The following is a 14,035-nucleotide window of genomic DNA, read 5'->3' as shown; positions in this document are numbered from 1 at the left end:
ATCGAAACAGACGGTTAATGTTCGGACGGGACAATGCGAGCCCCGGACTGGCGCAGGATGAGCTCCGTTGCCTTGCGGTCGGTGTTCGAGGCGAGCTCCACTGTCAGCACGCACGCTCCGATATGCGCCATGTCGGCAACATCCGGCAATTCCTCGCTCGGCCCCTGCCCCGGCTGATTCGAATACGTCTGGCCGGGAAATTCGGCGGCGACGCCGTCGGCGGTGAGATCCGTGCTGATGGCAATGCAGTTTTCCGCCAGGCCGGCTTCCAGAAGACGCGATTTGGCCTGTTGCGCCTCGCCCGGGCTGGCGAACACTCCCGTCATTACCGTGTTGCGTGTCATCTTCGACTCCTGTTCAGCGTGAAGCCAGAAACGATTTGGCATGGGCGAGTTCAGGCCGCCCGGTATCCGGGCCTCAAGGCGACGCGATCAGTTCGCCGCCGGATCCTTCTTGCCGCCCTCCTTGAACGCCGGATTCGAATGGTCGTTCGCCTGTCCCGGGAGCGGCGTGGGGGGAGTTGGCTCGTTGGGCGGATCCGCTTCCGGAAGCGGCGGAGGCGGGGTCACCGGCGGCGGCGCATTTTCCTGCTGGGCGGGCGGCTCGGCGGGAACGTCGGGAGGCGGCTCCTCTTTCTTCTCGCATGCGGCCATGAACAGTGCCGCGGCGATGACGACCGGTAAGAAGTACGTCATGGTCCGCATCCTTGGAGAATGTGTCGTTTATTCTTAGCATCCACTGTGGTCCGTCGCCACCCGCCAGGCAACGTGCCCAGAGGTGTGCGATTGAAGCGACGCAGCGGCACGAGGTGGTGCGGCTGCGTTCCCTCCCCCGCCGTCCGGCCGATCGGTGACGTTCGGCAGGCGGAGGGGACGTGGCGTGACTGTGAAACGCGATCAGGCGTTGCGCGGTTTGCGCGCCGCGCGTCGTCGCGAGGCAGCGGCGGGCTTGTCGCCGTCCGGCAGGCCGATGTCGCCATCCTGTGCGCCCTGCGCTTCGGCCGCCGGTAGACCGCTCGTCACCGTCTGTTGAGCCTCCGCGGTTCTGGCGATTGGCGCAGGCGAACCAGGCTCGGTCGCGCCGACCGGCGAGGATTCCGGGGCCGCGCCCGCGGAGGTCTGGGCCACAGCCGTAGCGTTCGGGCGGGCACGGTGGAACAGCGACTTGATGCGTTTGAAGCGATCCGCAGCATGGGCGCTGAGGTCACCGCTGGCGGCCAGCACATGCTCGATCTGCGTCAGGTGGCCATCGATATCCGCGGCACTCTGTCCTTTGAGCAAGGTCGGAATCGCCTCCAGCGCCTCCTCGCGGTCGTGCTTGAGAATGAAGAACTGCTCGCGCAGCAGGTGCTTGAAGTCGGCCAGCTTGAGGCTCGGCTCGAGTTCCGCACGCGACGCACGCATCCGCTTGAAGTTGCGCTCGTCGGTGGCAGGGGCTCCGCCCAACACGTAGATGATCGAACGCATCTTGGCCTCGTGACTGCCGCCCGCTGCAACACGGGCGTGAAGCTCGGCCTGACGGCGCTGGATGAAGCGACGATGCTCCAGTTCGGTGCCGGGGCGACGGCGGTGCGCCTGTCCGTCGGCGCGCAGGCCGACGAGAACCTGCAGCAGCGGCTGGCCATAGATGCTCAGGAAAAGCTGTTCGCTGGCCTTGTCGCGCAGGTCTCGCCACGTGTCGAGACCGCGAGCGATCTGCTCGGAAACGAGGGTCTCGGCCCTGCGGAAAACGTTGTCCTCACCGACCGGATGGCGGTCGGACCGCACTTTCTCGGCGAGCGCCGGCAGCGACAGGGTGAGCGGGTTGCGGTCGGAAAGCAGGCGGTAGCCGAGACGGTTCGGATGCATGCGCCGCATCCATTTGGCCGACTCGGGCGTCGACAACGCGCGCACCCAAGGCTGCAAGAACAGGCGATAGAGGCCGAGGTTGATCTCGGAGATGCGGGCGACGGTGGCGAAACGCGCTTCATCGTCGGGCCGATGGCCGATCTCCCTGTCGAGTTCGGCGACAGTGCGCGGCGTGAACTCCAGCAGGTACTCGCGCTCGATCAATCCGGCATCGGCACGCTCATCGGCGCGCGAAATCGACGTCTCGTAGAGCCCCGGCGGCAGCACGTCGATGTAGTCCATGTTGGCGGTGAATTCGGTGTGCTCCTTGCGCGAGACGCTGCCCGAAACGAAGATGCCTAAGTGACCGGTGCTGTCGTGCACGCAATAAACAATCGTCTGCTCGTTGGCAATGATGCCGTCAACCCCTTCATAGAGGTCGCGCACCCAGCCCAAGGCCTGGGGCGGCGGCGTGATGTCGTCGCCCCGCGAGCAGAACACCACGACCGGCGAACGCACGTTGCGCAAGTCGATGCGCCGCCCGTCGGAGGTCATCAGCTGGGCGGTCGAAAGACGGTTGCCGATGAACAGGTTATCGACGATGTACTGGATCTCCTGGCCGCCGAGCACCACGTGGCCGCCCCACCAGCGCTCGAACTCCAGGTAACGCACAGCCTCGGTATCGACGTTCGCGAACACCCGGTACTGCTTGGTCCACCATGTGTTGGCGGGGTTGAGGTTTTCAAAGTTCTGCACCAGCCACGCGCCATCGAACAGCCCGTTGCCCATATCGCTCAACAGCGCCGTCATCCAGCTGCCGCCGGACAGGCCGCCGGTGTAGCGCATCGGCGCCTTGCCACGCTCGCCCGCCCAATACGAAAGCGGCGAACCGGCGATAAGGATCGGGCCGAACAGATCCGGCTCCAGCGCGGCGGCCATCATGATCTGCCAACCGGCCTGGCAATTGCCCACGACCATCGGTTTTTCTGCGGTTTTCGGATGACGTTCGATGACGCAGCGCAGGAATGCGACCTCCGCCTCGACCACGTCTTCGACCGTCTGACCCGGTTCGGGATAGGGCAGAAAACCGACGAAGTAGCATGGATGCCCCGCGCGCAGCGCGACGCCGATCTCGCTGTCGGGCTTGAAACCGCCGATGCCCGGGCCGTGTCCTGCGCGCGGATCGACGACGACGAAAGGCCGCCGCTGCGGGTCGATCTCGATGCCCGCCGGAGGCAGGACCCGCATCAGCTCGTAATTCACCGGCCGCGGCAATTCACGGCCGTCCATCAGCACTTCGGTCTCGAAACCCAGCACGCTGGGCTTGGTCTTCTCGATATGCTCGAGGTACTGGTTGCCACGATGGCGCATCACGTCCATGAACAGCACGCTGCGCTCGACTGCATCCCGCCAGTAGTCGAACGCGGACCGTGCGAAACCGAACGGATCCATCAGGGGCAGTGTCGCTGCCGAAGGTACCGGTATCGGGAAATTCATTCTGAACTCCATGTATTGTCGTGGCGGAAGGCAAGTGCCATGCTCCACGAAATTCTAATCTGCCGCCCGGCCTCGTAAGCCGGGCCATGCCAGTCCTAGGTGACACCCGCAATTGGGAAGTGTTCCAGGCGCTCGCTGTCGATCCTGGCGTCGTCCCGGCAATGGCTGAAAAAAGCGATTGCGGCTGGCGTTCGCTTGGCTTGCCTTTATTGTCCGACGCTCGTGGGCAGCAATGTTCCGCCTACAAGCTCCAGCCGTCTACCCGGACGTCGCATTTCCCCGGCAAGATTTATCCAATGGGCTCGGTTCAGTGCCGTGTTTGCCCGAAACCTGTACGTTCCCTCGTCCGAATCTGCTACAAACTTTCATTTTCTATTTTCTGTCTGTCACGGAGCCTTTGCCATGGCCGGAACCACTTTGCTCGCGCTGATCGACGACATAGCGAGCATCCTGGACGACGTCGCCACGATGACCAAGGTGGCGGCCAAGAAGACGGCCGGAGTGCTTGGCGACGACTTGGCCCTCAATGCACAACAGGTCACGGGGGTACAGCCAGACCGGGAACTCCCGGTCGTCTGGGCAGTGGCAAAAGGTTCACTGCTGAACAAGGTGATCCTCGTCCCGGCGGCACTGCTGATCAGCTGGCTCGCGCCGTGGCTCATCGCCCCGTTGCTGATGATCGGCGGTGCATTCCTGTGTTTCGAAGGCTTCGAAAAGCTGGCCCACAAGTTCCTGCACTCACCCGCCGAGGATGAAGCGGAACATGGGAAAACCTTGCAGGCGCTGAGCGACCCGAGCGTGGACCTGGTTGCGCTCGAAAAGGAAAAGATCAAGGGGGCAGTGCGCACCGATTTCATTCTTTCGGCCGAGATCGTGGTCATCACGCTGGGGACGGTGGCGGCCGCCTCCCTGATGCAGCGGGTGAGCGTACTGGTCGGCATATCGCTGCTGATGACGGCAGGCGTGTATGGTCTGGTGGCCGGCATCGTCAAGCTCGACGACCTCGGGCTACACCTGCAGCGCAGCCCGTCTCGCCTGCGGCGCAGCTTCGGCGCAGGGCTGCTGCGCACCGCGCCTTGGCTGATGAAGACACTCTCGGTCCTGGGCACCGCAGCCATGTTCATGGTGGGCGGCGGCATCCTGCTGCACGGTTGGCCCGCGCTCGCTCACTCCGTGGAAGATTTTTCGGCAGCCTTCGGCGGGCTGTTGAGCGGCTTGCTGTATACGGCGGCAGGAGCGGGGATCGGCGTGATCGCCGGCGCCGTCGTGCTGGGCGCTGTCACCTTGCTGCAACGCCTGCGCCGATGATTCGAATGGCTTGACTGATTGAAGAAAATCGAGCGCGAATCGATGGTCAAACCGATCGCAAATTGCGTGGCAGCCCGCCAGGGACTAGGATTCGTTCATTCACGTCGCATGACCGGGGAGGCTGCGATGGGTTCGGCGAGGCAAGTCTTCGCCATTCTTGCGCGATGCGTGCCGGCATGGACAGCCGACCGACCGTGATGCCCCGTCGATAGGAGGCCGGATCATGAGTCACAAACACCGGGCCGTCTTGGAATCGATTTTTCACGAACCGCCCAAAAGCAACATTCAGTGGCGCGAGGTGGAGTCGCTGCTCAACCATCTCGGCGCCGTCATCGAGCCAGGCCACGGCGGACGCTTCCGCGTCGAGTTGAATCGCCACGAGTTCTTCCTCCATCACCCTCACCACAGCAACGAGTTCAGCAAACAATCCATCAAACAGTTGCGCGAGTTTTTGGCCGACGCCGGAGTCACTCCCTCGCTCTACGACGCGAATCACCAATAAGGCATGCCGACCCCAGCGACGAGCCTCCGGAGTTGCACTCCCTGCGCCGGCAGCGCAGCGGGCCGTGGTCTAGAGTGAATCCACACGCGAGCGCGTCTCGCGAAGTGTCACAACGGAGGACGTCATGGGGGAATTCGACAAGGAACCGGTCGTCGCGGTCCTGAACCGCATCCTCGAATCCGAGCTGGCTGGCGTCGTGCGCTACACGCATTACTCCTTCCTCGTGTTCGGCTTCGGCCGCATCCCGATTGTCTCGTGGCTGCGCGAGCAGGCCGACGAGTCGCTGATGCATGCGCGCACGGTCGGCGAATGGGTCACGACGCTCGGCGCCTACCCGTCGCTCGCGATCGGCCCGCTGCTCGACTCGCACAAGCACGACATCGGGGCGATCCTGCGCGAGTCCCTCGAAGCCGAGCGCGCCGCGCTGCAGCTGTACCGCGATCTCCTCACGCTCGTCACGGACCGCTCGGTCGCGCTCGAGGAATTCGCGCGGCGGATGATCGAGGTCGAGGAATTGCACCATGCGGAAGTCGACAAGATGTTGCGCAAACCCGGCGACGTGTCGGCGTTCACCCCGCAGTCGCCGTAAGAAGGGATGCTGGTCGCGGCGCCGGGTTCAGGCAGCGGGAGTCTCCGCAGCCGCTCTACCCGCTTGCCGCACCGCCTCCTCCTTGCGCGCCGCCTCGATGACCTGCATGACTTCGTCGAGATCGGCGAGCCCTTGTTCGACTTGGAAGACGCCGGTGAGCGCGCTCTCGGGCTGCAGCTTCCCGGATTCGTACAGCGACCAGATCTCCTTGCCGTAGGCGGTATCCCGCAGCTCCGGGGCGAACTGACTGAAGTACGCGGCGAGGTTGTCGACGTCGCGCTCGAGCATGGCGCGGGCGTTGTTGTTGGCCGCTGCATCGACGGCCTGCGGCAGATCGATGATCACCGGGCCGGCCCGGTCGACGAGCACGTTGTACTCGGAGAGATCGCCGTGGACGATCCCGGCGCAAAGCATGCGCACGACCTGTCGCACGAGATCGGCGTGATACTGCCGCGCATCGTCCTCGCCCAGCACCACATCGTTGAGCCGCGGAGCCGGTTCGCCGTCTTCATCGGTCACCAGTTCCATCAGCAACACGCCTTCGTGGAAGTCGTAAGGCATCGGCACACGCACGCCCGCCGCGGCGAGGACGCGCAGCGCATCGACCTCGGCGTGCTGCCATGCGGCTTCCTGTTCCTGCCGCCCGTAGCGCGAGCCCTTGGCCATTGCACGCGCCTGGCGGCTGTTCTTGATCTTGCGCCCTTCGGTGTAGTCGACCGCCTTGTGGAAACCGCGCTTGTTGGCCTCCTTGTAGACCTTCGCACAGCGCACTTCATCACCACACTGGACGACATAGACCATAGCTTCCTTGCCGCTCATGAGCTGACGAATGACGTGGTCGACGAGACCATCGGCCACCAGCGGTTCGATTCTGCTCGGAGTTTTCATGCGTGCGAATCCGCTCCTGTGCGGGTTACATTTGTGCATGCGCGATTGCTGCGCAGCGTGGGGAAGGCGGCGAAGGTCGATCGGTAGTCGCCCCATCCGCCCCAGCATGGTACGTCACCCCGTCAGGAAGCTGGCAAAAGGCTTCCACCGGGCTTTCCACAGGTTGCGCACCGCATCATGTCATTCCCTTATCCTTGGCGCGGGAGTGTCAGAGTGGCAGAGGGAACGGGGAAGATTTATCGAAGGATAAAAAAATTCATTGCTTATCTTGTTGCAACGCACAAGCTCTTCGCCTACTCTTCAGTTGTCTCCTCCACCCTCCTCCTTTGGTGTGGATTTCAGCCCGGGCCCGAAAGTGCTCGGGCTTTTTCTTGGTTTCTGCGGACCTCGTTTCTGCGGACCTATTGGGAGACGTCAGGCGTTCGGGTCGTTCTTTCTGACGCCGCGCAGGTTCAGCGCGAAAAGCCCGATCTGCAGTCCGATCAGCGCGTACGCACCGTCATGCCAGCCCCACGCGATCCACAGCACGTTGCTAGCGATGAAGCACCAGAAGCCCCAGCTGCGCTTGCGCGAATCCCGCGATCCGACGAGCCATGCGGCGACGAGCGTGACGATCATCGCCGGCCACTGCAGCGCGTCCAGAAATTCCGTCATCACCGCCCGGCGGGGAGGAGTGGGGAAGAATTTTTCAAGGCTTGCGCACAACGAGCCCGATCAGAGCAGAACAGCCGCGGTGAGCCGTGCCTTCCGAGAGGTCATCCTCGTATTCGACGAGCTCCTCGATCTCCCAGTCGGAAAACGCATCGCGCAGCAGCTCGCTCGTGTACAGGTTCTCCACCGCCGAAGGTCCGCCGGTGCGGTACTCGAGTTGCTTCGGAGTGTAGCCCTGCAACAGGATCCGCCCGCCTGGGCGGACAAGCTGCTTCATCGCGGCGAACTGCCGTTCGCGCGCGGCAGCGCCGACGAACTGGATGAAAATTCCGACGACCCAGTCGAAAGCCCCGGTGAACTCCGTCGGAGGCCAATGAGGCGCCATGACGTCCGCCCGGACGAAATCCACATCCACACCACGACCGACCGCGAGGCGACGGGCTTTTTCGATTGCGACACCGGAAATTTCGACCGCGGTCACGTCAAGCCCCTGCTCGGCCAGCCACACCGAATTGCGGCCCTCGCCATCGCCCACCGACATGGCGTTGCGACCGCTCGCGAGAAGCTCCGCGCGGCGCGCGAGAAAGCGGTTCGGCCCGGTGCCGAACAGGTACTCGTCACCGGCGTCGCGGTAGCGCTTGCTCCAGAGGAGTTCCTGCTCCATTCGATTTCTTCCCGTTGTCGTGGATAAAACATCCCCGCCGCATTCGTAGGATCCGTGCCGCAGTCGACCCGCGGCCTTGCCGACAGTTCGCAGCGGTAGTCGCGAATGCGGAGAATAAGCCCGGCCGTCTGCGCAGGACTAGCGGAGAGCGGCCGACAACTGCCCTTCTGCCCAATCGCGCCTTGGGCATGGATCGCGGTGAGCCCAACTTTGTCGGGCGGTGACAGGCGGGATCACGAACCGGGATCGCCTCAGGCTATGCCTTGTCCAGCTCGGGGAACAGCACATCGGTGTAGCCAAAGCGACTGAAGTCGCGCACCCGCATCGTATAAAGCACTCCCGCCAGATGGTCGCACTCGTGCTGCACCACCCGGGCGTGAAAACCTTCGACAACGCGATCGATCGTCCGCCCCTGCGGATCGACGCCCTGATAGCGGATGCGCGTGTGGCGCGGAACCATGCCGCGCAGTCCGGGAACCGACAGGCACCCTTCCCAGCCCTCCTCGACAAGTTCGCCGAGCGGGGTGATCACCGGGTTCAGCAAGACCGTATGCGGCACGGGCGGAGCGTCCGGGTAGCGTTCGCTGCGCTCGAAACCGAATATCACCACCTGCAGCCCGACGCCGATCTGTGGCGCGGCAAGCCCGACGCCACCATGGGCCACCATTGTGTCGAACATGTCGACGACAAGCGCGGCGACTTCTGCGGTGTCGAAGGCGTCGACCGGCGCGGCCGGCCGGAGCAGGCGCGGGTCGCCCATGCGAAGAAGAGTACGGATCGTCATGGATTCGGTCTTTGAGTGGAAATAATGACGACAACAACCGGATCAGTCGGCCAGCGCCGTCGGCAGGATCCTCAGCGGCACGGTGACCGGGCCATCGTTGACCAGATGAACCTGCATGTCGGCACCGAACTCGCCGGTCTGGACCTCGGCATGCAAGTCGCGAGCACACCGCACGAACGCCTCGTACAGACGCAGTCCGTCGGCGGGCGCGGCAGCTCCGCTGAAACTAGGCCGATTGCCGCCCGAGGTGTCAGCAGCCAGCGTGAATTGACTCACGATCAACAGCCCCCCGTCCACATCCTGCACCGACCGGTTCATGCGTCTCTGAGCATCTGGGAAGATGCGTAATTTCAGCAACTTGGCGAGCAGGCGCTCGCCTTCGTCTTCGGTGTCGCCGCGCTCGGCACACAAGAACACCAGCAGCCCGTGGCCGATCTGACCTGCCTGATTTCTTCGGACCACTCATTCCTGGAGAACGGCTTCCGGGTGGGTGGTTGAAATACACAGGCGCTTGAACTCTGCCGGAGTTCTCCGGCCGAGGCTCGAGTGCGGGCGAACGTCATTGTAATGTCGGCGCCATTGCTCGATGACGACCTTGGCTTCGACGCGGTTGCGAAACCATTCCATCGACAGGCACTCGTCGCGGAATTTTCCGTTGAAGCTCTCCGTCGTGCCGTTCTGCCACGGCTTGCCCGGATCGATCAGCGCCAGATCGAGATTCTCCCCCGCGGCCCATTTCAACAGGGCCTTGGAGACGAATTCCGGCCCGTTGTCCGAACGCAGCACCTTCGGTGCGCCGTGGACTGTGACCAGTTGCGACAGCACCTCGATCACGCGCCCCGAACGAATCGAGCCGGCGACATCGATCGCAAGGCACTCGCGGGTGAACTCGTCGATCACCGTCAGACACTTGAGCTGCTGTCCGTTGGCGCAGGCGTCGAACACGAAATCATAGGCCCAGACCTGTCGCGCCCCCGTCGGTGGCCGCGGTCGCGGCCGCGAGGCGGCAATCCGCTTCCTGCATCGCTTCCTGGGCACTTGCAGCCCGGCTTGCCGCCACAGTCGCCACGCTCGGTCGCTGCTCATCGGATATCCCTGACGTTCGAGAAACACCTGAATGCGGCGGTAGCCATAACGGGGATATTGGGCCGACAGCAGGCCCATCGCGGCCAGCGCCGGGGCATCCTTGCGCTGCATTCTCGACTCATAGCGCATGGCTGAGCGCGCCACCGACATCAGCGCACACGCCCGGCGTTCCGACAGCCCCCGCCCTCGGGCGTACGCAACCTGTCGGCGACGGGCGGGTGCGCTCACCATTTTTTTGCCGCGATCTCCTTCATGACCTCGATCTCGAGGTCACGCTCGGCCAGCAACTTCTTCAGCCGGGCGTTCTCCTGTTCGAGCTGGCGCAGCCGCTTGACCTCGTCGGCGTCCATCGTCCCGAAGTGCTTGCGCCACGTGTAGATCGTCTGCTCGCTCACTCCGTGCTTCTTCGCCACTTCGGCGACCGGCGCCTTGTCCGCTTCGCGCAGGATCGTCACCATCTGGGCTTCCGTGAATCGGCTCTTTCGCATGACTTCCTCTTCTTGTTGGAAGCCATCCTCTCAAGTTTCACGTGGTCCGAAAATCCCCAGGCAGGTCACATGAACATGCTGGGTAAAGTGAGAAGGTTGTACTACCGTGACGGGCTGTCGCTGTCGGAGATCGAGCGACGCACGGGGCTGACGCGCAAGACGATCCGCAATGGGCTGAATGCGCCCGATGGGGTGGAGCCGAAGTACCGGCGCCGCGGCGGCGACACGAAGATCACGCCGTATGCCGCGCAGCTCGTGAAGATGCTGGAGGTCGATGCGCGACGACCGGTGCGGGATCGGCGCAGCGCGCTCAAGCTCTTCACCGAACTGCAGGCGCAGGGGTTTGACGGCGACTATAGCCGCGTCACCGAATTCATCCGGCGCTGGCGCGTGCAGGGCGGCGCCGCGGTCACCAAGGCGTTCGTGCCGCTGCAGTTCGAACCGGGCGAAGCGCACCAGTTCGACTGGAGCGAGGAACACCTCGTGATTGGCGGGGTGTGGCGCAAGATCCTCGCCGCCCCTCTGAAGCTGTGCTACAGCCGTGCCTTTGTCGTGCAGGCCTACCCGACGCAGAGCCACGAAATGCTCTTCGACGCGCATGCGCGGGCGTTTGCAGCCCTGGGGGGAATCGCCCGGCGTGGCATCTACGACAATATGAAGACGGCCGTCGACCGCGTGAAAAAGGGCAAGGCGCGCGTGGTCAATACGCGCTTCGCGGCGATGGCCTCGCATTACCTCTCCGACCCGGACTTCTGCAACGTGGCGGCGGGCTGGGAGAAAGGCGTCGTCGAGAAGAACGTGCAGGACAGCCGGCGGCGCATCTGGCAGGACGCGGCGGCGGTGCGCTTTGGCTCCTTCACGGAATTGAACCTGTGGCTGCTGGCGCGCTGCCGCAGCCTGTGGCAGGAGCTCAAGCATCCCGACTACGACCTCACCCTGGCCGAGATGCTCGACCAGGAGCGGGCGCAGCTGATGCCGATGATCGTGCCCTTCGACGGCTATGTGGAGACCGTCGGCAAGGTGTCGAGCACCTGCCTCGTGAGCTTCGACCGTTGCCGCTACTCGGCGCCCTGCGAACTGGTGGGTCAGGTGGTCGGCATCCGCGTCTATCCGGAGCGCATCGACCTCGTCGCGCACGATGCGGTGGTGGCACGCCACGTGCGCAGCTTCGGCCGCAACGAGGCCCGCTACGACTGGCAGCACTATCTGCCGCTGATCGCACGCAAGCCCGGGGCGCTCCGAAACGGCGCCCCCTTCGCCGACATGCCCGGGCCCCTGCAGCGGCTACGCGCCTTGCTCCTCAAGCGCGAAGGCGGCGACCGCCTCATGGCCAAAGTCCTTGCCGCCGTCCCCGCGCACGGACTGGAGGCCGTGCTGGTGGCCATCGAAATCGTGCTCGAATCGGGGCGCCCCAGCCCCGAGCACGTCGAGAACGTACTGAGCCGCCTCAAAACGGCCCCGCCGCCTGCGCAGGTCGCCACGGCGCTCACTCTCAACGAGGCGCCAGAGGCCGATCCGCAACGCTACGACCGCCTGCGCGGGGAGGTCAGCCATGCGTGACCTGATCGCCGAACTCAAGAGCCTGCGCCTGTACGGCAGGGCCGACGCGTGGGCTGAACTGACAGCCCAAGGGGAGGCGACCGTGCAGAGTTCGCGCTGGCTTCTCGAACATCTGCTGCGGGCCGAGGACACCGACCGGCACGTGCGCTCGATCGCCTACCAGCTGCACGCGGCAAAGTTCCCGGTGCATCGCGACCTGGCCGGTTTCGACTTCGAACAGTCGAAGGTTGATCGCGAACTGATCCACGAACTGGCTACCCTGTCCTTCACCGAAGCGGCCCACAACGCCGTGTTCATCGGCGGAACGGGTACCGGGAAATCGCACCTGGCGACCGCGCTGGGGGTCAGCGGCATCACCGGTCACGCCAAACGGGTGCGCTTCTACTCCACCGCGGACCTCGTGAATCTGCTCGAGCAGGAGAAGGCCGCGGGCAAGGCCGGGCGGCTTGCCTTCTCCTTGCTGCGCATGGATTTGGTCATCCTCGACGAGCTCGGATATTTGCCCTTCAGCCAGTCGGGCGGGGCCTTGCTCTTCCACCTGCTCTCGAAGCTCTACGAGCACACCAGCGTCATGATCACGACCAACCTGACCTTCGGCGAATGGGCGACCGTGTTCGGCGATTCAAAGATGACCACGGCGCTGCTCGACCGGATCACCCATCACTGCCACATCGTCGAGACCGGCAACGAGTCCTACCGCTTCCATCAAAGCTCGGCCGACGCGCAGTCGCGCATCCGGGCGCGCGAGCAGAGCAAGCGTGGCAGGATCGCCGAGACGGAGGATGAACCCTTTTGAGCGGCCGCCGCGCAGAGGGAACCCGCTTCGGGCTACGCCCTGCGCGGGTTCCCTCTGCGCACGAGCAGGCGGCTCTTCCAGAAACCGAGCATCGAAACCGGGAACCGATCCGTTGGACTACACTGAAGGGTAGTCACTGCAATGACGCATGGCTAAAGTCCCTGGGTAAAATTCAACGCGCACGGCTGGGTAATTTTGGATGCGCGCCGACAAACGACGCGCCTAGTAACAGGAGACCGCCCCACAAGAGCCATGCAGACCACGTGGCTTTCTCTCTGGCTGCCGTCCAGTCGGAATTACTAACCTTCTCGTAAGTATTGTCATGCTATGAGACAATACGCGGATGAAATGCAAACGGAACTCGGACGGTCGCGCGATCGACCACCACTCGCTTCAGGTGATGCGCCAACAGGCGATCAAGGCGGTCCGCGAAGGGCAGACAGCGCAAAGTGTAGCGGCCGCCTTCGGCGTGAATGTGCGCAGCGTCTTTCGGTGGCTGGCCGACTTCGCCAGCGGCGGGCAGAACGCGCTGCTCGCCAAGCCGATCCCGGGGCGTCCGTCGAAGGTGAGCGCCGAGGAGATGCGCTGTCTCGCTCAGGCCGTTCGGGATCACACGCCGCTGCAGTACAAGTTCGAGTTCGGCTTGTGGACGCTGTCGCTGATCCGCGCGCTGATCATTCGGCAGTTCGGCAAGGCGTTGTCGATCGCCACGGTCAGCCGGCTCATGAAGGTGCTCGGATTCAGCGCGCAGAAGCCGCTCTACCAGGCATGGCAACAGGACGCCGCGCTGGTGCGGCACTGGGAAGCGGAAACCTATCCGGCGATCCGCGCCGAAGCGCGTGCGACAGGCGCGACGATCTACTTCGCCGACGAGTCGGGAATCCGTTCCGATTACCACACCGGCACGACGTGGGCGCCGCGTGGGCAGACGCCGGTGGTCGAGGTCACCGGCCGGCGCTTCTCGCTGAACATGATCTCGGCGGTGAGCCCGCAGGGCGAGTTTCGCTTCATGCTCCACGAGGGTTCGGTCACCGCCACGGTGTTTCGCGACTTCCTCAAGCGCCTGATGATCGGCGCCGACAAGCCGGTCTTCGTCATCGTCGACGGGCACCCCATTCACAAGGCGAAGCTGGTTCGAGCCTACGTCGACAGCCTGAACGGCCAACTCAAGCTCTTCTACCTGCCGCCGTACTCGCCGCAACTGAACCCCGATGAACAGGTCTGGGCGCATGTGAAGCGCCAGGTCTCGAAGCGCCTGGTGCAGGACAAGGACGAAATGAAGCGGCTGGCGCTCGGCGCACTGCGTCGGATTCAACGACTGCCGAGGCTCGTCAAATCGTTCTTCCATCAGCCCGAGTGCCAGTACGCGATCATCTGACATTACTTTCAATAAAGT

15 protein-coding genes are annotated in these 14,035 nt (G+C 63.9%); 6 read left to right on the top strand and 9 right to left on the bottom strand.

Annotated features, from left to right (window positions below; all coding sequences use genetic code 11):
* Positions 1–14: 14 nt before the first annotated feature.
* From GO608_RS15485 to GO608_RS15475, 3 genes are all read right to left on the bottom strand, one after another.
* Positions 15–344, bottom strand: a complete 330-nt coding sequence (locus GO608_RS15485) for a hypothetical protein (protein ID WP_169200479.1) — start codon at positions 342–344, stop codon at positions 15–17.
* An 87-nt stretch (positions 345–431) separates the two neighbouring features.
* Entirely contained in the window at positions 432–695 is a 264-nt protein-coding gene (locus GO608_RS15480) for a hypothetical protein (RefSeq protein WP_169200478.1), read from the bottom strand.
* 201 nt (positions 696–896) lie between these two features.
* Positions 897–3,323, bottom strand: coding sequence for a DUF3141 domain-containing protein (locus GO608_RS15475; protein ID WP_169200477.1), 2,427 nt, complete (start codon positions 3,321–3,323; stop codon positions 897–899).
* Positions 3,324–3,725: 402 nt separating this feature from the next.
* Between GO608_RS15475 and GO608_RS15470 the strand changes: the two genes are divergently transcribed.
* The 3 genes from GO608_RS15470 to GO608_RS15460 all read left to right on the top strand — a co-directional run bounded on the left by GO608_RS15470 (position 3,726) and on the right by GO608_RS15460 (position 5,722).
* On the top strand, positions 3,726–4,631 hold the full coding sequence (locus GO608_RS15470; RefSeq protein ID WP_169200476.1) for a DUF808 domain-containing protein: 906 nt from the start codon (positions 3,726–3,728) through the stop codon (positions 4,629–4,631).
* A gap of 223 nt (positions 4,632–4,854) precedes the next feature.
* Positions 4,855–5,133, top strand: coding sequence for a type II toxin-antitoxin system HicA family toxin (locus GO608_RS15465; RefSeq protein ID WP_169200475.1), 279 nt, complete (start codon positions 4,855–4,857; stop codon positions 5,131–5,133).
* A 124-nt stretch (positions 5,134–5,257) separates the two neighbouring features.
* Positions 5,258–5,722 carry a ferritin-like domain-containing protein gene (locus GO608_RS15460; RefSeq protein WP_169200474.1) on the top strand — a complete coding sequence of 155 codons (465 nt, stop codon included), beginning with the start codon at positions 5,258–5,260 and terminating at the stop codon, positions 5,720–5,722.
* A 27-nt stretch (positions 5,723–5,749) separates the two neighbouring features.
* On the opposite strand, the gene GO608_RS15455 is transcribed toward GO608_RS15460, so the two are convergent.
* The 6 genes from GO608_RS15455 to GO608_RS15430 form a co-directional block, all read right to left on the bottom strand.
* Positions 5,750–6,610 carry a PA4780 family RIO1-like protein kinase gene (locus GO608_RS15455; RefSeq protein ID WP_169200473.1) on the bottom strand — a complete coding sequence of 287 codons (861 nt, stop codon included), beginning with the start codon at positions 6,608–6,610 and terminating at the stop codon, positions 5,750–5,752.
* Positions 6,611–7,024: 414 nt separating this feature from the next.
* Complete coding sequence (locus tag GO608_RS15450) at positions 7,025–7,264, bottom strand: hypothetical protein (protein ID WP_169200472.1); 240 nt, start codon at positions 7,262–7,264, stop codon at positions 7,025–7,027.
* Between the two features lie 34 nt (positions 7,265–7,298).
* The gene (locus GO608_RS15445; RefSeq protein WP_169200471.1) at positions 7,299–7,925 is read right to left on the bottom strand and encodes an SAM-dependent methyltransferase; all 627 of its coding nucleotides are present in this window, start codon (positions 7,923–7,925) and stop codon (positions 7,299–7,301) included.
* A 256-nt stretch (positions 7,926–8,181) separates the two neighbouring features.
* Complete coding sequence (gene def / locus GO608_RS15440) at positions 8,182–8,709, bottom strand: peptide deformylase (protein ID WP_169200470.1); 528 nt, start codon at positions 8,707–8,709, stop codon at positions 8,182–8,184.
* A 42-nt stretch (positions 8,710–8,751) separates the two neighbouring features.
* Positions 8,752–9,171, bottom strand: a complete 420-nt coding sequence (gene dtd, locus GO608_RS15435; RefSeq protein WP_169200469.1) for a D-aminoacyl-tRNA deacylase — start codon at positions 9,169–9,171, stop codon at positions 8,752–8,754.
* A protein-coding gene (locus GO608_RS15430; protein WP_169200667.1) for an IS3 family transposase occupies positions 9,172–10,283 on the bottom strand; the annotation gives its coding sequence in 2 pieces (ribosomal slippage) (positions 9,172–10,025 and positions 10,025–10,283; 1,113 coding nt in all).
* Positions 10,284–10,352: 69 nt separating this feature from the next.
* Here GO608_RS15430 and istA point away from each other — a divergent pair.
* The 3 genes from istA (at position 10,353) to GO608_RS15415 (ending at position 14,017) form a co-directional block, all read left to right on the top strand.
* Positions 10,353–11,843, top strand: coding sequence for an IS21 family transposase (gene istA, locus GO608_RS15425; protein WP_169200632.1), 1,491 nt, complete (start codon positions 10,353–10,355; stop codon positions 11,841–11,843).
* Positions 11,836–12,639, top strand: coding sequence for an IS21-like element helper ATPase IstB (gene istB / locus GO608_RS15420; protein WP_169200631.1), 804 nt, complete (start codon positions 11,836–11,838; stop codon positions 12,637–12,639). Before istA ends, istB begins: the two co-directional genes overlap by 8 nt.
* Positions 12,640–12,982: 343 nt before the next feature.
* Positions 12,983–14,017: an IS630 family transposase gene (locus GO608_RS15415; RefSeq protein WP_247003192.1), complete on the top strand. Its 1,035-nt coding sequence runs from the start codon at positions 12,983–12,985 to the stop codon at positions 14,015–14,017.
* The last annotated feature ends 18 nt before the right edge of the window (positions 14,018–14,035 follow it).

Origin of the sequence: Aromatoleum buckelii (assembly GCF_012910785.2) — a bacterium.
Lineage (GTDB): Bacteria > Pseudomonadota > Gammaproteobacteria > Burkholderiales > Rhodocyclaceae > Aromatoleum > Aromatoleum buckelii.
Note: the sequence above shows the minus strand (reverse complement) of the source record. Positions and strands in the feature narration are given on the sequence as shown.